This is a genomic window from Bradyrhizobium erythrophlei (assembly GCF_042430365.1).
GTDB lineage: Bacteria > Pseudomonadota > Alphaproteobacteria > Rhizobiales > Xanthobacteraceae > Bradyrhizobium > Bradyrhizobium erythrophlei.
The window spans coordinates 4068-26543 of record NZ_JBHMET010000105.1; the positions used below are offsets into that span (position 1 = coordinate 4068).

Consider the following 22476-nt stretch of genomic DNA (forward strand, 5'->3'; position numbering starts at 1 on the left):
TGCGTCCACCGCATCTCGACCCAGCACTCGTGACGATCGCGACGCGCCCCTCAAGCGGGTGAGACGGGCGGATTCATACACCAATTTTTGTTTCGCAAAAACCGAAATTTTTCTTTCGCGGGGACTTGACCCGTCGGGCAAATCAATGATCGGACTTGATGATCGCCCTCCTCGGTGCTCGCGAAGCTGAGCGACGAAATGTCACGATGCAGAATTGCGCGGCGGCGGAGACAAATCAGCCGCGACGCTTCTTCCTTGCCTTCTTTCCGAGCACGGGTTTCGCAGGCCACGCCCCCGCCGAATGCGGTCGTCCAGCGTGGCCGGACTTGTTCCGTTGTTTCTTCTTCCCGAAACCCGGCTCGCTGGCGAATTTCGCCCCGCTCTTGCCGTGAGGTTTACCGCGTTGCTTCGGTCCTGTTTGGTCATGAGAACCGTCGCTTCGAGGAGCGCTGCGGCCGGCGTCATCGCGCGGCCGCCTTTCCGAAGACGCCTGACCTGGGGGAACGTCTGCCAGCGGCTCGATGCGGATGCTGTCTTCCTTGTCCGGACGTCGGATCTTGACGGCGAAGGATCCTGCGACCCGCTCTGCGATTTCGAACTCGGTGGTGGTGTCCATAATCCGGATGGCGCCGATGTCACGCTTGTCGATGCCGCCACGACGACAAATCATCGGCAGGAGCCAGCGCGCTTCCGCATTCTTTCTTCGTCCTATGGCGGCACGGAACCATACGCTGGCTTCCGCCATGCCATGACGCGACGATGATTTTCCCGTCTTCGATCGGGGCCCGGCGGGGCGATCATTGCCGCGCGACGTGCGGACGTTGTCCCGACCGCGATCGTCACGATCTCGCCCGCTACCTTGGCCCGGATCGAGAATGTCTTCGGGTGAGGGAAGCCGCGCGCGATAAAGCCGCGCGAACGCCGCGGCGATCATCTCGGGCGACCGCTCGGCAAGCAATGTCCGCGCCAGGATCAGATCGTCGGAGGTCGCCTCCTCGGTGAACACCGCATCCTTCAGCAGGCGTTCGTGATCAAGCTTGCGGATTTCGTCCGGCTGAGGGGGTATGCCCCAGATGGCGTCAATGCCAGCCATATTGAGCAGCAATTCCGCGCGCCGTCTTCTTGCAGGCGGCACCAGCAGGATGCTGACACCCTTTCGGCCCGCGCGGCCAGTGCGGCCGGAGCGATGCTGCATGACTTCCGCATCTTTGGGCAAATCCGCATGAATGACGAGGTCGAGGCTCGGCAGGTCGATGCCGCGCGCCGCCACGTCGGTCGCCACGCAGACGCGGGAACGTCCGTCGCGCAATGCCTGCAGCGCCTGGGTCCGCTCGTTCTGCGTCATTTCGCCGGAGAGAGCGGCCACGGAAAACCCGCGCTCCAGCAGCGCTGCCTGCAAATGCCTGACGGCTTCTCTGGTGTTGCAGAACACAAGCGCGCTCGGCGATTCAAAGAAACGCAATACGTTGACGACCGCGTGCTCGACATCACCAGGCGCGATTCGGATGGCGCGGTACTCGATATCGGCATGACCACCTTCGTCACCCGCGACCTCGATCCGAAAAGCCTGTTGCTGATACTGTTTTGCCAGCGCAACGATGCCACGCGGAAACGTCGCCGAGAACAACAATGTGCGCCGCGTCTCCGGCGTGGTCTCGAGGATGAATTCCATATCCTCGCGAAAACCGAGATTGAGCATCTCATCGGCCTCGTCGAGAACGACAGCCTGCAATTCCGCGATGTCGAGATGGCCGCGCCACAAATGATCGCACAATCGGCCGGGCGTCCCGACGACGATGTGAGCGCCCGCGGCAAGCTCGCGCTGTTCGCGGCGCGGGTCCATGCCGCCGACGCAGGAGACGACGCGCCCATCCGCATATTGGTAAAGCCATGCGAGCTCGCGATGGACCTGCAAGGCGAGCTCGCGCGTCGGCGCGACGATCAAGGCAAGCGGTGCGGCGGCCCGCTCAAACCGCTCGACCCCGCCCAGGAGATTCGTTGCAATCGCCAGTCCGTAGGCGACAGTCTTGCCCGAGCCGGTTTGGGCCGAAACGAGAAGGTCGCGGTCGACAGCTTCGTCCGCAAGCACGGCGATCTGAACAGGGGTCGGCTGATCATAGCTGCGCTCGGCCAAAGCTCGGGCGAGCGGCGGACTTGTGGTCGGGAATGACACGAGATGGAAAACCTTGGTTGGTTCAGGCGCAGAACGTCGAGCCTGGTGACTTGAAGCTGCGTGCCCGGCAGGCGGCACGGCCGCGCGCGTGGCGATCTGGTTCGGTTGCTTTACGCCAAGAGAGACCAAATCACCATGCCCGCGTGGCAGAAACGGCGACACGTGGATCACTGCTGCTTTAGGGGCAAAGCGGACATCAGCCAAGGGACTATCCCGGCTGAATCGGTCGAAAATGACCCCAAGGAGACATTGCGCGCTGCAAAGGTGGGAAACGTGATAACCTCGATCAAATGCGCGGGTGGAGGACGGTTCAATGAAGAGGCGAACTTTAAAATGGCAATTGATGCTGATGTTGATCGCCTACGTGCTCACGCCGGCGTCCGCGCCAGCACAAAACGCCCCGACGTCCCTCAAACGTATCGGCGTTCTCAACTCATTTGGATGCCCCGTACCAGCGGATAGTCCCACTCGTCGCCGGCTGGCCGAACTTGGCTGGGTCGAGGGAAAGAACTTCACATACGATTGCGTCACGGTGGTAGGCGGCCGAACGGAGTTGGCCGAGCAGCTTGCGGCTGAACTCGTGGCTCGGAATCCGGATGTCGTCGCTGCCAACCCCATTCCGTTTGTGAGAGCGCTCAAGCGGGCTACGACCAGAATCCCCATCGTTATGTATGGCACCCCGGATCCGGTTGAAGCCGGACTGGTCACGAACCTGGCGCGGCCGGAGGCGAACGTGACGGGCGTGTCGTGGTTCGGCTTCGATATCATGCCCAAGCGCATCGAGATGCTGATAGAGGTGTTGCCCAAGATGCAGCGGCTCGCAATCATCTTCACCGCCCACAACGATCCGAAAGTATTTGAGCTCCTGGAGGCCAAAGCCGCAATTGCGGCGAAGCAGTTCGGCATTTCATACGAAATTTTCAGGCCAGCGGTGCCCGAGGATTTCGATCAGATTTTTAGTCATCTATCCAATCAACATTTCGACGCGGCGTATATTCAACCGAATGCGCTTCTTTTCCAAAACTTCAAGCGAGTGTCCGATTTGGCGTTGCGCTATCGCGTGCCTACTGTTGGCGACGATCCTTTCTCGGCGCGGAACGGCCTTCTGCTCGGTTACGGAGGCGACTTTTTTCCTGTCGTACTGGTTCGTTACGCGGAATACGTCGACAAGATCTTGCGGGGAACCAAGCCGGGCGACCTACCCGTCGAGCAGGTCACCAAAGTGCAGCTCGCGATCAATCTCAAGACGGCGAAGGCTCTTGGCCTGACGATCCCACCCGCCTTGCTCGCCCGCGCCGACGAGGTGATCGAGTAGCACGCAAATTGCTGCGATGCAGGAGTCCGGATTCGGCCCGAACCGGCGGTTGGAGGCGGGGCAGAGCATGTCTGCTCTGCCCGAGTATTTCAGACATCAACTTGTTCCGCTATTGCCAAAGCATCATCTACTTCGATGCCCAGATATCTAACCGTGCTTTCGATCTTGGTATGGCCGAGCAGAAGCTCGACAGCCCTAAGATTGCCTGTGCGCCGGTAGATCAAAGTAGCCTTCGTGCGTCGTAGCGAATGCGTTCCGAAGAGCCTTGGATCTAGCCCAACGCTTCCAATCCATTGAGAAACGAGGCGTGCGTATTGACGTGTTGTCATGCCGCTTTCGGGACCACGACGACCTGTGAATAAGAATTCGCCGGGCTTCTTGTTGGCGGCCTTTAAATAATGATCGACCGCTTGGCGGGTCTGCTCGCTCAGTTCAAATCTGACTGGCCGTCCGGTCTTCTTCTGTCGGACCGTTGCGCGATCCACCGTGTATCCGCTTGCGGCGACATACTCCTCGCTCGGTTACAGAGGAGGAGAGCATGCGCCACTGGTTAGGCATCGTTGATCCGACCAATCTGCTCGTTTGCGGAAATCGTGTATCTTGAGCCAGCCGAGAAGCTCGCTCATAAACCATCATTGAAAGGTTCGTGGCCGTGGTCCGTAGCAAGAATGCCTCGCCAACTTGGAGCGACGTTAGGACCGCGCTCCTAGACTTCGATCGCACGGGCCTTCGGGGGCTAGTGCAAGACCTCTACACTGCGAGCAAAGATAACCAAGCATTCTTGCACGCCCGCTTGGGCTTGGGTCACGATCAGCTCCAGCCCTTCAAAGCATGTATTTCTAACTGGATATGCCCCGACGTAATGAAAAACCAACCCATATCGGTTTCAAAAGCCAAGAAGGCGATTGCGGACTACAAGAAAGCGATTGGTCGCCCGGAGGGGATGGCGGAACTGTCGATATTTTATTGTGAGGAGGCGCTCGGCTTTCTAGAATCCTGCAGCATAGAAGATGAAAGCTACTTTGCTGCTCTGATCCGCATGTACGGACGGTCCCGCGAATTCGTATCGAGCCTACCTCCTGCCGAGCGCGCCACCTACCTCGAGCGTCTCGACAAGCTTAGATCACGCGGAAGGAACGTCGGCTGGGGGGTCGAAGAAGAACTCAATAGCCATTGGTACGCTGCCGCTCTGGACGAGCACCAGGGTGAATGACGGCTCGTTCTGTCGCAGTTGATGACGGACCGCAGCCGAGCCGGAATGTCCGCTTTTCTGCCGTTATCGGGGGAAAACCGGACGTAGCGCGGACATCGCCAAGACGACGCAGATGACCCTAAGCCGTCATGGCGACTCGCTCAATTACTCTCGTCGGCGGGGTGCTTGGCGGGGGTCGGCGACGTGATCACCCTTGCATGCCGCAGAGTTGCATCTCGCCAAGCCGCGCCGAATCCGCTTTCGGACCCATCCGTTCGGGCTTATCGTCGAGCCGAGCTGGCAGAAAGCCGGCAGTAGGCCACTTGGTCGCTTTTCTTGGGAGATCAAACGATGTCGTCCAGACCCACGGGGATGATCTGCAAGCTCGGCCTTGCCGTCTTGGTCGGCTTGCTATTCTGGAATTCGGAGACCGCAATGGCTGAGGATGAAACGGCCGCTGTAAAGCGGGAGATGCAGGCCTACATCGCAGCGTATGCTACCGGCGAGGCGACAAAGATAGCTGAGCACCTGAACGAACCTTACATGGTGGTTTTACCGAGCGGGGCGCAAAGCTTCGCAACGCGCAAGGAGATAGAAGCCTTCATCTCGACTTACATTCGCGATCTGAAATCCAAAGGCATCACGCGACTCGAGTTCGCCGAAATGCACATCAAAGTGCTGACCCAAAATATCGCCATGGTTGGTGCCGTATCCACGCGCTATGGCGAGGGCGATAAGCAGATGGGCAACGCCGGCTGGACATACCTGCTCACGAAGACTGGCGACGTTTGGAAACAGGCCGTGGTGACCGCGACGGCGCTGGATAACGTCCTTCGATTCGAATAGAGGCTGCCGAGCTTGCCTCTTGATGCCGCCACTTCCAAAGCGGATGTCCGGTCGTGGCCCATCGCGTCATTTGCTGCGTCAGCGCAAAGGTGGTTGCTATCGGAGCGAAGCGGACATGATCGAAATTTATGAGTACGCGCCCTAGCCGAAGGCGTAATCCGCCATTCGACGTGGACACCGAGCGGCGGATTACGCGGAGCCTGTCATCGGGCCGCGCGACGCGCGGAACCCGTTGGCTGATCCGCCCTACAAATCCGCCTGATTCACCTCGTCGCCTCGACCGTGCCGTGCCCCAACTGCCTCGAGATGTCGCTCGCACAGTTGCGCAACGCGGTTGCGATCGCGCTGTCCCAGCCGGCGTCGAAGGTGCCTTCCGGTCCCATCGCCGTGATGACGAGCGCGACATGGCCGGCGTGGTCGAACACGGGTGCTGCGAAGGCATTCACGCCGGGCAGCGGGTCGCCGATCGCGCGCGCCAGCCCGCGGGTGCGCACCTCGGCAAGCATGTCAGCGACATCGGCGCTCTTCGGCTTGCGCTTCGGATTGTAGCCGACGCCGAGGCGATCAAGGCCGCTGTCGAGCGCCGACTTCACGACGTTCGGCGGCATGAACGCGGCGAATGCCCGGCCGGTCGCGGTTTCGATCAGCGCCACCACCGAACCGACGCGCATCGCGATGTGCACGGGATGGCTCGGCTCCTCGAGCCGCACCACGGTCGGCCCATGCGTGCCCCAGACCGAGAGCGACACCGCGTGTTCGATGGTGCTGGCGAGCGCCGCGATCTTCGGGGTGGCGATGCGCACCGCTGAGAGCCGGCGCAGGCTGATCAGTCCGAGCTCGAGCGCGAGTGCGCCGATCTCGTAGCGGCCGGTGGTCTCGTCCTGCTCGATCAGGCCGATGCGGGAAAAGCTGACGAGGTAGGGATGCGCCTTGGCCGGCGCCATGCCGGCCTCACGCGCGAGATCGCGCAGCATCATCGGCTCGCCGTTGCGGGCGAGCGCACGGAGCAACTCCCCGCCGACCTCGATGGACTGTATGCCGCGGCTTTCTCTCGTCATGTGGCCCTACAAGCTCTCCCACAACGTCCTTATACGGCGAGAAACCCTCCGTCGACCGGCATGGTCACGCCGTTCACATAGGATGCGAGCTCGGAGGCCAGGAACACGACCGGCCCGGCCAGCTCCTCCGGCTGCCCGACGCGGCCGAGCGGCGTGCGGCCGAGAAAGCCGGCAAGCCGGGCGGAATCGCTGCGGGTCGCTTCCGTCATCGCGGTCGCGATCACGCCGGGGGCGATCGCATTGACGCGGATGCCGTCGGCGGCGAGCTCGCGCGCGAGCGCCTGGGTCAAAAGCTTCACGCCGCCCTTGGACGGCGCGTAGCCCAGCGTGTCGGCGACGCCGACGAAGGAGGCGATCGAGCCGAGATTGATGATCGCGCCGCGGGTCTGGCGCAGTGCCGGCAGGAACGCATGCGTCACGTTGAAGGTGCCGGTGAGATTGACGTCGAGCAGCCGCCGCCAGTTCTCCTGCGCGCGCGGGGACGAGATGCCCTCGCGGATGATGATGCCCGCATTGTTGACCAGGATCGCGATCGGCCCGATCTCCTGCATCACCCGCTGCGCCAGCGCGTAGCAGGCATCCGCATCCGTGACGTCGAGGTGGAATGCGGAAGCGGCGCGGCCGCTTTGGCTGATGTCGGCTGCGGTTTGCTCCGCGCCGGCAAGATCGATGTCGGTCACCACGACATCGGCGTCATGCGCCGCAAGCCCGAGCGCGATGGCGCGCCCGTTGCCGTGGGCCGCGCCGGTGACGAGCGCGCGCTTGCCGGCCAGCAATGGCACCGGCGCGCTCATACTGCGCTTCTTTCCGATGCGCTGACGGCGAGATGCCGGCCGGCGATATAGCCGAAGGTCAAGGCAGGACCGAGCGTGATGCCGGCGCCCGGATAGTTGCCGCCCATGATGCTCGCCATGTCGTTGCCCGCGGCGTAGAGGCCGGGGATGACACGCCCTTCCGCGTCCAGTGCGCGCGCATGCGCGTCGGTAACGATGCCGGCATAGGTGCCGAGATCGCCGACCACCATCTTGATCGCGTAGAACGGCCCGTTCTCGAGCGGCGCGACGCAGGGGTTCGGCCCGTGCAGGGCGTCGCCCTGGTAGCGGTTATAGGCGCGCGAGCCCTTGCCGAAGACGGGATCGCGCCCTTCCGCGGCGAGCTTGTTGAATTCGGCGACCGTTGCTTCCAGCCCCCTGGCGTCGATGCCGGTCAAGGCTGCGAGCTCGGCCAGCGTGTTGCCGCGCTTCAGATAGCCGGTCTTGAGATGATGGCCGAGCGGCATCGGGCGCGGCGGCACGCAGCCGAGGCCGTATTTGCGCAAGGTCTGGTGATCGCAGAGCAGGTAGGCCGCGACCTCCTCGCCGGGCTTCGCCGCCTTCACCATCTCCTGCACGAAGTCGTGGTAGGAATTGCCTTCATTGGCAAAGCGCTTGCCGTCGCGCATCACCGCGATCACGCCCGGCTTGGCGCGATCGATGAAGTGCGGCATCACGCCCTTGGAGCCGTCCTTGCGCGTCGTGACCGAGACCGGCACCCAGGCGGCGGCGTTCGGCAGCGAATCCTCGACCCGGCCGCCGGCGGATTCCGCAAGCCGCAGGCCGTCGCCGGTGTTGCCTGTTGGCCCCGGCGAATAGTGCTCCTTGCCGGTCGGGGCATGCGGGAACATCTTCTGCCGCCGCGCCACGTCATGCGGGAAGCCGCCGCAGGCCAACACCACGCCGCGCTTCGCGTTGACGCGGATCGTGCGTCCGTCGCGCACGACGATCACGCCGCGCACCACTCCATTATCGACGATCAGTTCGCGCACCGGCGAATTGAGCCAGAGCGGGACGTTGAGATCGAACGCGGACTTGGCGAGCCGCCCGGCCAGTGCATTGCCGTTGGTCAAGGTCATGCCGCGGCCATGGCGCACCACGTCGCCGGCATGCTTCGACAGCCGCTTGGCGACATAGATCGCCGAGGCGAGCGAGCGCGTCGCGCGCATGAAATGGATGATCTCCTTGCCGGAGCCGAGCATCATGCCGAACACGGTGAGCTCGGGCAGCGGGCTGCCGAGATCCTTGATGGCCGGCCCAAGCTCGCGCCCGTCGAACGGGCGGGCGACCATCGAGCGGCCGCCCTGCGCGCCGCCGGGCGCTTCGGCGTGATAGTCCGGAAAGGTCAGCGGCATGTCGAAGCGCACCGCCGTCTTGGTGGTGAAGAAATCGACCGCCTTCGGTCCTTCGGTCAGGAAGGCATCGACGCGCGCGGCGTCAAAACTGTTGCCGGCCTCGTGCCTGAGATAGGTCCTGGCCTGATCCGGGTTCTCCTCGATGCCCCAGGCCTTCGCCAGCGAGGTGCCGGGGATCCAGAGCCAGCCGCCGGAGCGCGCCGTGGTGCCGCCGAAGCGCGGCTCCTTCTCGACGACGAGGACCTTCAGCCCGTGATGTGCGGCGGTGACGGCGGCCGACAGGCCGCTGCAACCGGAGCCGACCACGAGCGCGTCGCAGTCATATGTCTCTTGAGCGTTGTCTGCCATGCGGCCGATCCTATTTCTTCAACAGCGGGCACTTGGACTCCGACACCGGACGGAACGCATCCTCGCCCTTCACCGTCTTGACGATCTCGAGATAGTCCCACGGCTCCTTGGACTGCGCCGGCGACTTCACCTTGGCGAGATACATGTCTCTGACGACGCGGCCGTCCTCGCGCAGCTTGCCGCCATGGACGAAGTTATCCTCGATCGGCAGCTCGCGCATCTTGGCCATCACCTGCTGCGGATCATCGGTGCCGGCGGCCTTGATCGCCTTCAGGTAATGCAGCACCGAGCCATAGACGCCAGTCTGGATCATGGTCGGCATCACCTTGGTGCGCTCATAGAACTTCTTCGACCAGGCGCGCGTGGCCTCGTTCATGTTCCAGTACGAGGCCGTGGTCATGTAGGTGCCTTGGGCGGCCTTCAGCCCGATCGCGTGGACGTCGGTGTCGAACATCAGAAGGCCGACCAGCTTCTGGCCGCCCTGCACCAGGCCGAATTCGCCGGACTGCTTGATCGCGTTGTCGGTGTCCTGGCCAGCATTGGCGAACGCCACCACGTCGGCCTTCGAGCTCTGCGCCTGCAGCGCAAAGGAGGAAAAGTCGGCGGTGTTGGTCGGATGCCGGACCCCGCCGAGCACCTTGCCGCCCATCTCGTTGATGAAGCGGGTGGCGTCCTTCTCGAGCTGCTGGCCGAAGGCATAATCCGCGGTGATGAAGTACCAGGACTTGCCGCCTTCCTGGATCACGGCCGACGCCGTGACCTTCGACAGCGCGTAGGTGTCGTAGGTGAAGTGCACGGTGTTGGGGCTGCACAGCTCATCCGTCAGCGAGCTCGCACCGGGCCCGGACAACAGCGCGATCTTGTTGCGCTCCTTGACCATGTTGTGGACGGCGATCGCGATGCCGGAGTTCGGAATGTCGACGACGGCGTCGAGCTTGCCGTTGTCGAACCAGCCGCGCACGATCTGCACACCGACATCGGTCTTCATCTGGTGGTCGGCGGAGATGATCTCGACCGGCTTGCCGAGCACGGTCGAGCCGAATTCCTCGACCGCCATTTTCGCGGCCTCGACCGAGCCCGGCCCGGAATTGTCGCGGCCCCAGCTCGAGAGGTCGGTGAGCACGCCGATCCGCACGACGTCATCGGAGACCTGGGCATGAACGGCCGATGTCATCGCCGCAAGAACGGCCAGCGCCAAAACGTGTCTCATCAGTTCCTCTCCCTTGGTCCGCTCTGCGGCGGGTCGTCATGATCCAAGGGCGATTAGTAATTATCTAATCCATTTGTCAATAGCGAATCGGCGTACGCGAACGCCGCGACGATTGAGCCCGTGTCGGCGGAACCGGCTTTGCGATCAGGCGGCCCGCGCCTCAGACGAACCGAGGCGCGGTAGGCCGTCGCTCGCGTGCGAGCAGCTCGCGCTTACGTTCGGCACCCCAGGCATATCCCGACAGCGAACCGTCATTGCGAATGACGCGGTGGCAGGGAATGGCGAGCGCCGGACGGTTCGCCGTGCACGCGCCGGCGACCGCACGCACCGCCTTCGGCGCGCCGATGCGCCGCGCGATCTCGGTATAGGACGCCGTCTCGCCGAACGGGATCTGCTGCAAGGCCTGCCAGACCCGTTGCTGGAACGCGGTGCCGCGGACGTCGAGCGGGAGGTCGTGGCCGATGCCGGGCGTCTCGACCAGGCCGACCACAAGCGCAACCAGCGCCTCATAGCCGCGATCGGCACCGATCAGCTGCGCCTTTGGAAATTGGTCCTGAAGGGCGCGGACGAGTTCGTCCGGATCCTCGCCCAACAGGATCGCGACGACACCCTTGCGGCTCGAGGCCACCAGGATGGCGCCGAGCGAGGTCTCTCCCACCGCGAAGGTGATGTGTTCGTTCACGCCGCCCGCGCGGTACCGCGACGGCGTCATGCCGAGCATGTCGGTCGCCTTCTCGTAGAAGCGGCCGCTGGAATTGAAGCCGGCGTCATAGATCGCCGCGGTGACGCTGTTGCCGCGCGCCAGTTGCGCGCGGACCTTCCTCGCCCGATGCGCCACGGCATAGCCCTTCGGGGTCAGGCCGGTGGCGGCCTTGAACACGCGATGGAAATAGCTCGGGCTGCGGCCGATCGTGTCAGCAAGACGCTCCAGCGACGGCGCCGCCACGCTCGCCTCGATAATGCGGCACGCCTGCGCCACCAGCGCTGCGTTCTCGCAATCGGTCGACGGCCCGTTGGGCTTGCAGCGCCGGCACGGCCGGAAGCCGGTCGCCCTCGCGCTCTCCAGCGTGTCGTGAAGCGCGACGTTCCTCGGATTGGCTGTCCGCGATGGACATGACGGCCGGCAATAGACGCCGGTCGTCGCCACCGAATACCAGAACTCGCCGTCGGCCGACTTGTCGCGCGCAACGATGCGCGCCCAGCGCGGATCATCCGCCACCGGCGGACGTGCTGGCTTGACGATCGTGGTGCATGTCGTGGTCATTGTCGTGCATCCCTTGGATGATACTGGCGCGATGATGCCGCGACGCCGTGCCTGCGACACTCCGGCGCTTGCGTTCAAATCCAATTCCGTTGCGACCTCGCCTGAGGTGAACGGCATCGCTGCGCCATGATCGGCGCGAACGCCTGTGGCGGCCACCCGATTTCCGCGCGGTCGGAGGCGCGTCTGCGCGGGGCACCGAAACGCGCAAGGCCCGCACGCTTCCGTGCGGGCCTGCTGCGGCTGATCGCAGAGGCAGCTATCTCGATCAGGCGACCTTGAGCAGCCCAAGCTGCGTCAGCGCGGTGACGCCGTCGTCAAGACCGACCTCCTGGACGATCTTGCCGTCGACCACCTTCAGCACCGTGGTGCCGGTGAAGCGCATCTTGCGCCCGGTCGCGGCCGGAAGACCGCCGATCAGGAAGTCGCGGAAGGCGGGACCCGAATGCGTGCCGCCGCCTTCCCACTGTCCGACCACATAGTCGCCTTCGGCGATCAGATCCGCGGTGCCCCAGAAATTGAGGTCGGGGAATGCGGCGCGGAAGTCGGTGATGAACGCCTTGATGTCGGCGCGGCCGCGGCGCGGTTCATGCAGCGAATATTTCAGCAGCATGTCGGGTGCAGCGATCTCGTCGACGACGCCGAGGTTGACGGTCTTGCCCCAGAACTCGGTGAACCAGCGGCCGACGACGGCCTTGTTGTCTTCTTCCTTGCTCATTGCACTCTTCCCTGTGATGGTCAGATGACAATCATCGACCTCGGTCGATGACTTCAGCGACGGCATACGCTGCTGGTCGCCTCGGCAAACTCCGGTTCTTGCCCTCGAAACGAAAGAAGGCGCGGCTCGTCACTTGCCACCGCTCGGCGGCATGTCCTACTGAGTGCGGACACGCGCCCGGGCGCGGTCCCGGACAACGCAAGATGCAAAGGACTGATCACGTGAGTCAGTATTGGTCGGAACTCGTCAAAGGTCTGTCGCCCTATGTCCCGGGCGAGCAACCGCAGATTCCGGGGCTGGTGAAGCTCAACACCAATGAAAGTCCGTTCGGCCCCTCGCCGAAGGCGATCGAAGCGGTGCGGCTGGCGGCCGCCGACACGCTCCGCCTCTACCCGGACCCGCAGTCGATGCGGCTGCGCGAGGCGCTCGCCGACTATCACAAGGTGACCCCGGCAGAGGTCTTCGTCGGCAACGGCTCGGACGAGGTGCTCGCCCATGCGTTCGCCGCGCTGTTGAAGCAGCCGAGGCCGCTGTTGTTCCCTGACGTGACCTACAGCTTCTATCCGGTCTATTGCCGTCTGCTTGGCATCAACCACGAGACGATCCCGCTCGACGCCGAGATGCGCGTCAACGTGTCGGATTATCTCGGCCGCGGCGGGGCGATCATCATCGCCAACCCGAACGCGCCGACGGGGATCGCGCTGGCGCGCGCCGAGATCGCGCGGTTGGCGCGCGAGCGGGCCGACGTGCCCGTCGTGATGGACGAAGCCTATGTCGATTTCGGCGGGGAGAGCGCGATCCCCCTGATCGGCGACCATCCCAATCTGCTGGTGGTGCAGACCATGTCGAAGTCGCGCGCGCTGGCCGGACTGCGCGTCGGCTACGCGATCGGCCAGCCGGATCTGATCGAGGCGCTGACCCGCGTGAAGGACAGCTTCAATTCCTATCCGCTGGGCCGCCCGGCCCAGGCCGGCGCGCTGGCCTCGCTCGCGGATGAAGCCTACTTCCAGGAGACGCGGGCGCAGATCATGCAGAACCGCGCGTCGCTGACCGCGAGCCTGACCCGGCTCGGCTTCGAGGTGCTGCCTTCGGCGGCGAACTTCGTCTTTGCCCGCCACCCGAAGCATTCCGGCCAGGCCGTGGCGGCGGCGTTGCGCCAGCGCGCGGTGCTGATCCGGCATTTTTCCGGCCCGCGGATCGCGGACTTCGTGCGCATCACGATCGGCTCGGAAGCCGAGCTCATGCGCCTAACGGATGCGCTGGCGGAAGTGCTCGCAGCGCCGGGCAACTAGACGGCGCTCATTTCACTTCGTCTTGAGCGCCTTGTCGTGCGCGTCCAGCGCCGAGACCATCAGCTTCGGCAAATTCTTCGCATAGGCCTCGATGAAGGTCGCATCGCCGCAGGCGTCCGGACTGCGCGCGGCCTCTTCGGCGAGACGCGCGGCCTTGGCCTCGCACTTCGCGAACATGTGCCAGAACCAATCCGGATTCTTGCTGAGCGCCGCCTTGTTCTGCTTGATGACGGCGGCTCCGACCGCACTCATCGCGCTGACGGCACCCGCGCTCAGCGCGCTGATGGCTTGCGGGTTCAGGATGTCCTCACGCGTCTGCGCGTGAAGATCGGTTGCGGTCGCTCGTCCCTTGGTCGGCATGCTCGGCTCCCTGATGTGCCACGCCGGACACAACGAGCATCGGCCCGGGAAGTTGACGAACGATCAAGGGATATGGCGTGAAAAGCGTTTTGGATTTTGTTCCGGTTTTACGCTTTTCAGAGCGATCGCGCCGGCAGGCCCCGACCTGCCGCGCGCGGATTGATCCCTGTTACGCGCCGGTCACGCGCCAGATCACGTTGCCGACATCGTCGGCCACCAAGAGCGAGCCGTTCGGCCCGAGCGTGACGCCGACCGGGCGGCCGTAGGAGACCTTCTCATCGGGGGCGAGGAAGCCCGACAGGATGTCGCGCGCAGGTCCCGAGGGGCGGCCCTGCTCGAACGGCACGAACACGACCTTGTAGCCCGACAATGTCGAGCGATTCCACGAGCCGTGCTGGCCGATCACCATGCCGTCCGGAAAGCCCGGCAGCGTGCCTGCAGGCATCCAGCACAGACCCAGCGAAGCGGTGTGGCCGCCGAGCGCGTAGTCCGGCTGGATGGCCTTGGCGACCATCGCCGGATCCTGCGGCACGCGATCGTCCACCGTCTGCCCCCAGTAGCAATAGGGCCAGCCGTAGAAGCCGCCGTCGCGCACCGAGGTGAGATAATCCGGCGGCGTCTCGTCGCCGAGGCCGTCGCGCTCGTTGACGACGGTCCACAGCACATTCGTCGTCGGCTCCCAGGCGAGGCCCACGGCGTTGCGCAGGCCGCCGGCGAAGATGCGGCTCGTGCCGCGCACGAGATCGAGCTCGTAGATCGCAGCGCGCCCCTCCTCGACCTCAAAGCCGCTCTCGGCGATGTTGGTGAGCGAGCCGACGCCGGCATAGAGCTTCGTATTGTCCACGCTCGGCAGCAGGCTGCGCGTCCAGTGCCCGCCGGGCTTGAAGCTGACGAGCTTGCGTCCCGCTGCCGTGATGCGGTCCGCGCCCGCCGTGTAGGGAAACGCGACCACGCCGTCGGTGTTGCCGACATAGAAGGTGTCGCCGACCAGCGCCATGCCGAACGGCTGGCTCAATCCTTCCATGAAGGCGCCGCGCGTTTCGGCAACGCCGTCGCCGTCACGATCGCGCAGCAGCGTGATGCGGTTGGCGCTGACGCCGAGCGCCGCGGCGCGCCGCATCGTCGCCTGCATCGCATAATGGAACAGCGTCCGGATCGGTCCCGCGATCTGCGTCGCCTCCGCGATCAGCACGTCGCCGTTGGGCAGCACGTTGATCCAGCGCGGATGGTCGAGACCGCTCGCAAAGGCGTTGACTTTGAGCCCGGGCGCAGCCGTCGGCTTTTGCCCTTCGTCCCAGCCGCGCGCGGTCGGCATCTTGAGCGTCGGGATCGCGCCCTGCGGCTTCGCCGCGGGAATCTCCGGCGTTTCGCCCCAGGCAGGCGCAGGCTGCTCGCCCTGCCGCCGGCGCCACAGCAGCGCACCGGCGCCGACCAGTGCGACGAAGCGCGCGAAAGTGTGGGACATGCTCATGAAATTCCCCTGTTAACCGCCAGCGCCCGATCCAGCCTTCGCCGGCCGGCGAGCCTGCCGAAGCCGGACGGAGCATTCGCACAAGAAAGCCCCGGATGACAGTAGTTATACGATCTTCGCAGCCCTCACCGAATCGAGGAGACTACATGGGCGTTCTCTGTCAGAGCGCTTCCTCCCTGAAACCTCCGGCCCGCCGCGTTGGCGGGCTCCTTTTGCAGACGCGGCGGCTCTTGCAAGCCTTGCGCCCGCGCAGGTTGAACCTGGCACGATCCCGTGCGACGAATGGCCATCGCCGCCAATCCATTCGCGGCACACGCGTGCGGGGCGGTTTAGATGGTGATCGTGCTGGCGGGGATCGTGGCCATCCTCGTCATTGTCTCAATCCTCGTGGTCGCAACAACCTCAGGCCTATCGCCCGAGGAGCGGCACCGGCTCGAGGACGAGATCGGGCAACTCGTCACAGCGCTCGGCCGGATCGTTCCGCCGATCAACGCACCGGAGCTGCGACGGCTCCATCGCGAAGCCGACTATCCGCGCATGCTGGGCTGGATCAAGAATTCCATGCGGCTCGACCTGCGCGTTGGATTACGGATCGTCGATACGACGACCGCAGAAAGGCCGATGTGGATCGAGACCCCCAATCCGATGCCGGCTTACGGATCGGACGCGTTCAGGCAAACCCGCGTCATCGTCAATGTCAGGCGCGAGGTCCTCGAAAAGGACCCGTTCGAATGGATCGTGGCCGGCTTTGCGCACGAGCTGTCGCATGTGGTGCTGTTTTCGATCCACCACAAGCTGCAGCACAGCGAGCGTGCCGTCGACCTGACCTCGATGATCCTCGGCTATCGGAATTTCGTGACCAGGACCGACCGGACGAGAATCGAGGGCGGCGCGCTCGCCATCGCGCTGTCGCTGGTGCTGCTGCGGTTCGGCTTTGTCTATATCCCCGGCCGCACGCGCACGTCGCTAGGCTATCTCATCAAGGATGAGAAGCGATATGCCAGCAGACACCTCGCCACCCTCGAAGGCGCGGCTGGGTGAACGGCACCGAGAGCGCGAGTCTGCAGCCGAGAGCCGGTGGCGAGCCGCTGAAATTCGACACCTTCGTCACCAACATTTTCGAGAAGGATCAGGACCGCTGGCTGATGATCTCGCATCACGCCCAGGCGATCCCGAAATAGCTGATGGGGACAAGCCCCGCCCTCGACCGAGGTGAACGGGCCTCACCGCACAATCGCGCCGTAGACGGTGTCGCAGACGTTCTCGCGGAAATACTTGCGGAGCTTGCCGGGCGCCGCCGTTCCCACCACCGGTCATGGGTCAAGGGCAACTGACCGCCGGATAGACGATCGTGCCGTCGGCTTGAACGACCGCGCCCTCGGTCAGACGCGCCGGCTCGAGGCGGCCCTCTCCCATGATGTGGAAGACGGTTTCGCCGTTAGCGATGAGATAGTCGGCGACAATGCGACGGTGGCAGCGCCACCAGACCGCTTCCGAACACATCACCGCGCAGCGTCGCGCGTGCCCCTCATTGCGTAGATGTTCGAGGCCTGCGTGAAACGGCGCCGACAACGCATAGTCGGCATAATTGTGAAAGCTCTCGTTGGTCCAGAACGCATTGACGGAGGGAGGCAGGCTGCGCGCCCTGCCGCGAAGGCCGCCGAGCCCGGCCATGTGCTCGTACGAAATGCCGAAGGTGCCGAGGGATTCCGGAAGCGTATCCTCGTTGAACTGCGGATTGGTTCTCGACCTCGGCACCGTTCTGACATCGGCGACGAGGCCGATATCGGCTCCCACCAGGAGCATGCCGAACTCCGCGAGGCTTCGGGTGGAATGGCCGATGGTGAAGAACGGCAGCCTCACGCGCCGACTTCCTTACGCACGGTGAAGCGCGCCGCCCTTGTGGGCCGCGACGTGGTCGGTCTTGTCGCTCTTGATTTCATATTGGGGGTCGGCTCGTGAGGCATGGTGCACGTGCCCCTTGTAGTCGAAATCGCTGGTGTGAACGGCGATGATGGTCCCCGAGACCCGCCCGGCCTCGGAATTCCAGCCGACATGATCGCCAATCTTGAACCTCTTGGCCATCGTGAGGCGTCCTTAGATCGCTCCAGAACACCGGATCAGGTGCCCGGCACGACTGCCGTGTCGCGGGCAACGCTTTCCCACGCGGCGAGTTCCTTGAGCAACGTCGTGGCGTGATCACGTATGGCGTCGACCGTATCGGCGGCGGGCTAGACCAAGGCCCCGTCGAACGGAGCACGAATCCCTCAACGAGGCGCGTAGCGAGGTCGGCCTGCTCCGCGGCCACGTCGCCAGAACGCAAAGCCCCCGGCGATTGCTCGCCGGGGGCTCTGTCGGATCGTCAGATCAACCGGTATCAGCCGAACTGGTTCATCGTGTTGTGGACGCCGCCCGCCTTCAGCGCGGCCTCGCCGGCGAAGTATTCCTTGTGATCGTCGCCGATGTCGGAACCAGCCATGTTCTGATGCTTCACGCAGGCGATGCCCTGACGGATCTCCTGACGCTGAACGTTCTTCACATAGCCCAGCATGCCCTGCTCGCCGAAATATTCCCTCGCGAGATTGTCGGTCGACAGCGCCGCCGTGTGATAGGTCGGCAACGTGATCAGATGATGGAAGATGCCGGCGCGCTTGGCTGAATCGGCCTGGAAGGTACGGATGCGCTCGTCGGCTTCGATCGCCAGCGGCGTGTTGTCGTACTCCACCTTCATCAGCTCGGCGCGGTTGTACTGGCTGACATCCTTGCCGGCTTCCTTCATCGCGTCGTAGACCTGCCAACGGAAGTTGAGCGTCCAGTTGAACGACGGCGAGTTGTTGTAGGCCAGCTTCGCGTTCGGAACCACCTTGCGGATGCGGTCGACCATCTTGGCGATCTGCTCGATATGCGGCTTCTCGGTCTCGATCCACAAGAGGTCGGCGCCGTTCTGCAGCGAGGTGATGCAGTCGAGCACGCAGCGGTCTTCACCAGTGCCCGGACGGAACTGGTAGAGGTTGCTGGGCAGCCGCTTCGGGCGCATCATCTTGCCGTCGCGGTTGATGATGACATCGCCGTTCCTGGCGTTGGCGGCGGTCACTTCCTCGCAATCGAGGAAGCTGTTGTACTGATCGCCGAGGTCGCCGGGCTTGTGGCTGACGGCGATCTGCTGCGTCAGGCCGGCGCCGAGCGAGTCGGTGCGGGTCACGACGATGCCGTCTTCGACGCCGAGTTCGAGGAAGGCGTGGCGGCAGGCACGAATCTTCGCCAGGAAGACGTCATGCGGCACCGTCACCTTGCCGTCCTGGTGGCCGCACTGCTTCTCGTCGGAGACCTGGTTCTCGATCTGCAGGGCGCACGCGCCCGCCTCGATCATCTTCTTGGCGAGCAGATAGGTTGCCTCGGCATTGCCGAAGCCGGCGTCGATGTCGGCGATCACGGGCACGACGTGGGTCTGGAAGTTGTCGATCTTTTCGATCAGCGCCTTCTCCTTCGCCTTGTCGCCTTCCTTGCGGGCGGCGTCGAGCGCGCGGAAGATATCGTTGAGCTCACGGGAATCCGCCTGACGCAGGAAGGTGTAGAGCTCCTCGATCAGGGCCGGCACCGAGGTCTTCTCGTGCATCGACTGGTCCGGCAGCGGGCCGAACTCGGAGCGCAGCGCGGCGATCATCCAGCCGGAGAGGTACAGATAGCGGCGATCGGTCTTGCCGAAGTGCTTCTTGATCGAGATCAGCTTCTGCTGGGCGATGAAGCCGTGCCAGCAGCCGAGCGACTGGGTGTACTTGGTGCTGTCTTCGTCATAGGCGGCCATGTCGGCGCGCATCAGCGCCGCGGTGTAGCGGGCGACGTCGAGGCCGGTCTTGAAACGGTTCTGCAGGCGCATGCGCGCCACGGCTTCGGCGGTGACGCCGTTCCAGGTCGGCTGGGTCTTGAGGAGTGCTTCGGCAGCTTCGATTTCGCTCTGATAGGAAGCTGGTCCCTGGATCGCTCGATCGCTGATCCCACGCGGCTGGAAGTTCATGTCCATGATCCCTTCGGTGACGAAAAACCTGGGATCGTTTGTACGCGGAACGTCGCCAGTCACCAGACCGCGCGAAGAAAACTTGTCACACTTTACAGAATTCCGATGTATAGTTGTAAGGACATTACACGGAACGGGAACCAGTCATGACAACCACCAACACCCGCTCGGTTTTCATGGGACCACGGCTACGACGGCTGCGGCGCGACCTGGGGCTGACCCAGGCCGACATGGCGGCCGACCTCGATATATCGGCCCCCTATGTTGCGCTGTTGGAGCGCAATCAGCGGCCGGTCACGGCGGACATGCTGCTGCGGCTGGCCCGCACCTACAAGATCGACCTGACCGATGTGGCCGGCGACCGCGGCGCCGATCACACCGCGCGGATGCAGTCGATCCTGAAGGAGCCGATGTTCTCGGACATCGACATCCCCGCGCTCGAAATCAGCGACCTCGCGGTCAGCTATTCCGGGATGACGGAGGCGTTCTTGCGCCTCTACACCGCCTATCGCGAGGAGCAGCTCGCGCTCGCGGAACAAAGGGCTCCGGCGTTTGCAGGCGGCGCGGCGCACGCGGCATCGGGAGAGTTTGACGCCAACGATGCCGTCGCCGAGGTGCGGCGGTTCCTGGCCGCACGCCGCAACAATTTCCCTGATCTTGACGATGCGGCCGAACGGCTCGCGGAGGTCGCATCCGGCCCGAGCGGTTTCATCGAACATCTGCGCGTCCGCCATAACCTTCAGGTGCGCTATCTGCCGCCGGACGTCATGCTCGGCTCGATCCGACGGCTCGATCTCCATCGCAGGCAATTGCTGCTCGAGGACTCGCTCGACACCGCGAGCCTGCATTTCCAGTTGGCCAAGCAACTCGCCTATCTCGAAATGGAAAAAGAGATCGGCGCGGCGCTCGAAGCCACCCAGTTCGCGACCAAGAGCGCCGAATTGCTGGCGCGGCGGGCGCTCGCGGGCTATGCCGCGGGCGCGCTGATCATGCCGTACTCCGCCTTCGCGAAAGCCGCCGACGTCAGGCGCTACGATCTGGAGGCGCTAGCGCGGCAGTTCGGCACCAGCTTCGAGCAAACCGCGCATCGCATCACGACCCTGCAGCGGCCGGGGCAGGAGAAGGTGCCGTTCTTCCTGATCCGCGTCGACCCGGCCGGCAACATTTCCAAGCTGCTTGACGGCGCGGGCTTCCCGTTCGCCAAGCACGGCGGCGCGTGTCCGCTGTGGTCGGTGCACAGCGTGTTCCGAACGCCGCGCCAGATCGTCACGCAATGGCTGGAATTGCCCGACGGCCAGCGCTTCTTTTCAATCGCCCGCACCGTCACCGCCGGCGGCGGCTCGTTTGATGCGATCCGCGTCGAGCGCGCGATCGCCGTCGGCTGCGCCGCCGAGCATGCCAAGCAGTTGATCTACACCCGCGACGGACAGGATCCGCGCGCCGACCAGCCGACGCCGGTCGGCGTCGCCTGCCGCGTCTGCCACCGCCCGCGCTGCGCCGCGCGCTCGGCACTCCCGATCGGCCGCGAACTGCTTCCGGATGACTTCAGGACGTTGAGCGTGCCGTTCGGGTTTTCCGCGGATTGAGGAGGAGAGAGGCGCCGAGGTGGCGTGTGGAGTCCTTGGGTCAGATCGGGTGGAAATCGAACCGGGGAGATGGTGGCCAGGGGCGGCGGGGTCGACAACCGATACGCTTCGTGGCTGGTCCTCGTGCGGCGCGTCATTACCGCAATCCGCGTCGTAGCGTCGCATCATCCCGAACATTCTTGCCAAAGCCCTGCGCAAGTCTTTGACTTCTCCCAATAAATACGGGGACCTAATCCGCAGGGGATCGCTATTCCAAGGGGAGGAGGACACCATGACCAAATCAAGCAAGGGGAGTACTTCCAGCCGCCGCCGCTTTCTCAAGGTCGCTGTTGCGGGGGCCGCCGCGACGGTAGCCGCGCCGACGGTTGTTAGCGCGCAGGGCCCAATTAGTATGCGCTTTCAGAGCACTTGGCCGTCGAAGGATATCTTCCACGAATACGCACTCGACTATGCCAAGACGGTCAACGACATGACCGGCGGCGACCTCAAGATCGACGTGCTTCCCGCCGGCGCTGTGGTGCCTGCGTTCGGGCTGATCGATGCCGTGTCGAAAGGCACGCTCGACGGCGGCCATGGCGTGCTGGTCTACCACTACGGCAAGCAGAACGCGCTGGCGCTGTGGGGCTCGGGTCCGGGCTACGCCATGGACGCCAACATGCTGCTCGCCTGGCACCGGTGGGGCGGCGGCAAGGAGCTTCTCGCCAAACTGTATGCATCGCTCGGCCTGAACGTCGTTTCGTTCCCCTACGGACCGATGGCGACACAGCCGCTCGGGTGGTTCAAGAAACCGGTCACCAGCGTCGACGACTTCAAGGGTATCAAATACCGCACCGTCGGCATCTCCATCGACATGTTCACCGCCATGGGCGCCGCGGTGAACGCGCTGCCCGGCGGCGAAATCGTATCGGCGATGGATCGCGGCCTGATCGATGCGGCCGAGTTCAACAACGCCTCGTCGGATCGCCTGCTTGGCTTCGCCGACGTCTCCAAGGTCTGCATGCTGCAGAGCTACCACCAGAACGCCGAGCAGCTCGAAATCACCTTCAACAAGACCAAGTACGACGCGCTGCCAGACAAGATGAAAGCGATCATTGCCAATGCGGTGAGCGCCGCTTCGCAAGAGATGCAATGGAAGGCGATCGACCGCTACTCGCAGGACTACGTCGAGTTGCAGACCAAGGACAAGGTGAAGTTCTACAAGACGCCGGATGCAATCCTCAAACGGCAGCTTGAGGTCTTCGATGACATTGTGAAAAAATACTCGGAGACAAATCCGCTGTTCAAGGAAATCGTCGAATCGCAGATCGCGTTTGCCCGCCGGGCGACCCAATGGGAACAGGACACTGTCGTCAACCGCAAGATGGCGTTCGATTACTACTTCGGGCCAAAAGGGACCGCGAAGAAGACGTGACGGTATATTGAACCGGCAAGGCACTGTTCGGGACGACGGCGGGACAGTGCCTT

At 63.9% G+C, this 22476-nt stretch carries 21 protein-coding genes; 8 read left to right on the forward strand and 13 right to left on the reverse strand.

The window, feature by feature from the left end:
• Positions 1–235 precede the first annotated feature (235 nt).
• Positions 236–2173 carry a DEAD/DEAH box helicase gene (locus tag ACFFWD_RS17235; RefSeq protein ID WP_376967168.1) on the reverse strand — a complete coding sequence of 646 codons (1938 nt, stop codon included), beginning with the start codon at positions 2171–2173 and terminating at the stop codon, positions 236–238.
• A 313-nt stretch (positions 2174–2486) separates the two neighbouring features.
• Between ACFFWD_RS17235 and ACFFWD_RS17240 the strand changes: the two genes are divergently transcribed.
• Entirely contained in the window at positions 2487–3488 is a 1002-nt protein-coding gene (locus tag ACFFWD_RS17240) for an ABC transporter substrate-binding protein (protein WP_376967170.1), read from the forward strand.
• 89 nt (positions 3489–3577) lie between these two features.
• On the opposite strand, the gene ACFFWD_RS17245 is transcribed toward ACFFWD_RS17240, so the two are convergent.
• Positions 3578–3973: a tyrosine-type recombinase/integrase gene (locus tag ACFFWD_RS17245; RefSeq protein WP_376967172.1), complete on the reverse strand. Its 396-nt coding sequence runs from the start codon at positions 3971–3973 to the stop codon at positions 3578–3580.
• Between the two features lie 377 nt (positions 3974–4350).
• On the opposite strand from ACFFWD_RS17245, the gene ACFFWD_RS17250 reads away from it, so the two are divergent.
• Together ACFFWD_RS17250 and ACFFWD_RS17255 are read left to right on the forward strand one after the other, a co-directional pair.
• Positions 4351–4701 carry a hypothetical protein gene (locus tag ACFFWD_RS17250; RefSeq protein ID WP_376967173.1) on the forward strand — a complete coding sequence of 117 codons (351 nt, stop codon included), beginning with the start codon at positions 4351–4353 and terminating at the stop codon, positions 4699–4701.
• 330 nt (positions 4702–5031) lie between these two features.
• Positions 5032–5526, forward strand: a complete 495-nt coding sequence (locus ACFFWD_RS17255) for a DUF6841 family protein (protein ID WP_376967175.1) — start codon at positions 5032–5034, stop codon at positions 5524–5526.
• A 263-nt stretch (positions 5527–5789) separates the two neighbouring features.
• Here the strand turns inward: ACFFWD_RS17255 and ACFFWD_RS17260 are convergent, their stop codons facing one another.
• The 6 genes from ACFFWD_RS17260 to ACFFWD_RS17285 form a co-directional block, all read right to left on the reverse strand.
• Positions 5790–6584: an IclR family transcriptional regulator gene (locus ACFFWD_RS17260; RefSeq protein WP_376967177.1), complete on the reverse strand. Its 795-nt coding sequence runs from the start codon at positions 6582–6584 to the stop codon at positions 5790–5792.
• A gap of 29 nt (positions 6585–6613) precedes the next feature.
• On the reverse strand, positions 6614–7378 hold the full coding sequence (locus tag ACFFWD_RS17265) for an SDR family NAD(P)-dependent oxidoreductase (RefSeq protein ID WP_376967179.1): 765 nt from the start codon (positions 7376–7378) through the stop codon (positions 6614–6616).
• Complete coding sequence (locus ACFFWD_RS17270; RefSeq protein WP_376967181.1) at positions 7375–9099, reverse strand: FAD-dependent oxidoreductase; 1725 nt, start codon at positions 9097–9099, stop codon at positions 7375–7377. The genes ACFFWD_RS17265 and ACFFWD_RS17270 overlap by 4 nt, the downstream gene beginning before the upstream one ends.
• A 10-nt stretch (positions 9100–9109) precedes the next feature.
• Positions 9110–10309, reverse strand: coding sequence for an ABC transporter substrate-binding protein (locus ACFFWD_RS17275; protein ID WP_376967183.1), 1200 nt, complete (start codon positions 10307–10309; stop codon positions 9110–9112).
• 160 nt (positions 10310–10469) lie between these two features.
• Positions 10470–11573: a bifunctional DNA-binding transcriptional regulator/O6-methylguanine-DNA methyltransferase Ada gene (ada, locus tag ACFFWD_RS17280; protein ID WP_376967185.1), complete on the reverse strand. Its 1104-nt coding sequence runs from the start codon at positions 11571–11573 to the stop codon at positions 10470–10472.
• Between the two features lie 265 nt (positions 11574–11838).
• Positions 11839–12288 (reverse strand): ester cyclase, encoded by a 450-nt coding sequence (locus ACFFWD_RS17285; protein WP_376967187.1) that lies wholly within the window; start codon positions 12286–12288, stop codon positions 11839–11841.
• A 221-nt stretch (positions 12289–12509) separates the two neighbouring features.
• Here ACFFWD_RS17285 and hisC point away from each other — a divergent pair, with 221 nt between their 5' ends.
• Positions 12510–13580: a histidinol-phosphate transaminase gene (hisC, locus tag ACFFWD_RS17290; protein WP_376967189.1), complete on the forward strand. Its 1071-nt coding sequence runs from the start codon at positions 12510–12512 to the stop codon at positions 13578–13580.
• A 12-nt stretch (positions 13581–13592) separates the two neighbouring features.
• Here the strand turns inward: hisC and ACFFWD_RS17295 are convergent, their stop codons facing one another.
• Positions 13593–13940 (reverse strand): hypothetical protein, encoded by a 348-nt coding sequence (locus tag ACFFWD_RS17295; RefSeq protein WP_376967191.1) that lies wholly within the window; start codon positions 13938–13940, stop codon positions 13593–13595.
• 169 nt (positions 13941–14109) lie between these two features.
• Positions 14110–15411: a PQQ-dependent sugar dehydrogenase gene (locus tag ACFFWD_RS17300; RefSeq protein ID WP_376967193.1), complete on the reverse strand. Its 1302-nt coding sequence runs from the start codon at positions 15409–15411 to the stop codon at positions 14110–14112.
• Positions 15412–15744: 333 nt separating this feature from the next.
• On the opposite strand from ACFFWD_RS17300, the gene ACFFWD_RS17305 reads away from it, so the two are divergent.
• Positions 15745–16452: a hypothetical protein gene (locus ACFFWD_RS17305; protein WP_376967194.1), complete on the forward strand. Its 708-nt coding sequence runs from the start codon at positions 15745–15747 to the stop codon at positions 16450–16452.
• The gene (locus ACFFWD_RS17310; protein WP_376967195.1) at positions 16449–16592 is read left to right on the forward strand and encodes a nuclear transport factor 2 family protein; all 144 of its coding nucleotides are present in this window, start codon (positions 16449–16451) and stop codon (positions 16590–16592) included. The genes ACFFWD_RS17305 and ACFFWD_RS17310 overlap by 4 nt, the downstream gene beginning before the upstream one ends.
• Before the next feature lie 139 nt (positions 16593–16731).
• Here ACFFWD_RS17310 and ACFFWD_RS17315 read toward each other — a convergent pair whose 3' ends face one another.
• The 3 genes from ACFFWD_RS17315 to ACFFWD_RS17325 all read right to left on the reverse strand — a co-directional run bounded on the left by ACFFWD_RS17315 (position 16732) and on the right by ACFFWD_RS17325 (position 19426).
• A complete protein-coding gene (locus ACFFWD_RS17315; protein ID WP_376967196.1) occupies positions 16732–17274 on the reverse strand; it encodes a DUF488 domain-containing protein in 543 nt (180 codons plus the stop codon).
• A 12-nt stretch (positions 17275–17286) separates the two neighbouring features.
• The gene (locus tag ACFFWD_RS17320; RefSeq protein WP_376967198.1) at positions 17287–17496 is read right to left on the reverse strand and encodes a hypervirulence associated TUDOR domain-containing protein; all 210 of its coding nucleotides are present in this window, start codon (positions 17494–17496) and stop codon (positions 17287–17289) included.
• A 292-nt stretch (positions 17497–17788) separates the two neighbouring features.
• Positions 17789–19426 (reverse strand): isocitrate lyase, encoded by a 1638-nt coding sequence (locus ACFFWD_RS17325; RefSeq protein ID WP_376967200.1) that lies wholly within the window; start codon positions 19424–19426, stop codon positions 17789–17791.
• A 146-nt stretch (positions 19427–19572) separates the two neighbouring features.
• On the opposite strand from ACFFWD_RS17325, the gene ACFFWD_RS17330 reads away from it, so the two are divergent.
• Both ACFFWD_RS17330 and ACFFWD_RS17335 read left to right on the forward strand, forming a co-directional pair.
• Positions 19573–21012 carry a helix-turn-helix domain-containing protein gene (locus ACFFWD_RS17330; RefSeq protein ID WP_376967202.1) on the forward strand — a complete coding sequence of 480 codons (1440 nt, stop codon included), beginning with the start codon at positions 19573–19575 and terminating at the stop codon, positions 21010–21012.
• Positions 21013–21283: 271 nt separating this feature from the next.
• Positions 21284–22423 carry a TRAP transporter substrate-binding protein gene (locus ACFFWD_RS17335; RefSeq protein WP_376967204.1) on the forward strand — a complete coding sequence of 380 codons (1140 nt, stop codon included), beginning with the start codon at positions 21284–21286 and terminating at the stop codon, positions 22421–22423.
• Positions 22424–22476: the final 53 nt, after the last annotated feature.

Bases quoted from the DNA above. Each gene is read 5' to 3' on its own strand.
- ACFFWD_RS17240 (WP_376967170.1), top strand. From the start codon at position 2,487: ATGAAGAGGCGAACTTTAAAATGGCAATTGATGCTGATGTTGATCGCC.
- ACFFWD_RS17305 (WP_376967194.1), top strand. From the start codon at position 15,745: ATGGTGATCGTGCTGGCGGGGATCGTGGCCATCCTCGTCATTGTCTCA.
- ACFFWD_RS17335 (WP_376967204.1), top strand. From the start codon at position 21,284: ATGACCAAATCAAGCAAGGGGAGTACTTCCAGCCGCCGCCGCTTTCTC.
- ACFFWD_RS17295 (WP_376967191.1), bottom strand. From the start codon at position 13,940: ATGCCGACCAAGGGACGAGCGACCGCAACCGATCTTCACGCGCAGACG.
- ACFFWD_RS17325 (WP_376967200.1), bottom strand. From the start codon at position 19,426: ATGAACTTCCAGCCGCGTGGGATCAGCGATCGAGCGATCCAGGGACCA.
- ACFFWD_RS17270 (WP_376967181.1), bottom strand. From the start codon at position 9,099: ATGGCAGACAACGCTCAAGAGACATATGACTGCGACGCGCTCGTGGTC.
- ACFFWD_RS17265 (WP_376967179.1), bottom strand. From the start codon at position 7,378: ATGAGCGCGCCGGTGCCATTGCTGGCCGGCAAGCGCGCGCTCGTCACC.
- ACFFWD_RS17260 (WP_376967177.1), bottom strand. From the start codon at position 6,584: ATGACGAGAGAAAGCCGCGGCATACAGTCCATCGAGGTCGGCGGGGAG.
- ACFFWD_RS17250 (WP_376967173.1), top strand. From the start codon at position 4,351: ATGAAAAACCAACCCATATCGGTTTCAAAAGCCAAGAAGGCGATTGCG.
- ACFFWD_RS17300 (WP_376967193.1), bottom strand. From the start codon at position 15,411: ATGAGCATGTCCCACACTTTCGCGCGCTTCGTCGCACTGGTCGGCGCC.
- ACFFWD_RS17320 (WP_376967198.1), bottom strand. From the start codon at position 17,496: ATGGCCAAGAGGTTCAAGATTGGCGATCATGTCGGCTGGAATTCCGAG.
- ACFFWD_RS17285 (WP_376967187.1), bottom strand. From the start codon at position 12,288: ATGAGCAAGGAAGAAGACAACAAGGCCGTCGTCGGCCGCTGGTTCACC.
- ACFFWD_RS17330 (WP_376967202.1), top strand. From the start codon at position 19,573: ATGACAACCACCAACACCCGCTCGGTTTTCATGGGACCACGGCTACGA.
- ACFFWD_RS17275 (WP_376967183.1), bottom strand. From the start codon at position 10,309: ATGAGACACGTTTTGGCGCTGGCCGTTCTTGCGGCGATGACATCGGCC.
- ada (WP_376967185.1), bottom strand. From the start codon at position 11,573: ATGACCACGACATGCACCACGATCGTCAAGCCAGCACGTCCGCCGGTG.
- ACFFWD_RS17255 (WP_376967175.1), top strand. From the start codon at position 5,032: ATGTCGTCCAGACCCACGGGGATGATCTGCAAGCTCGGCCTTGCCGTC.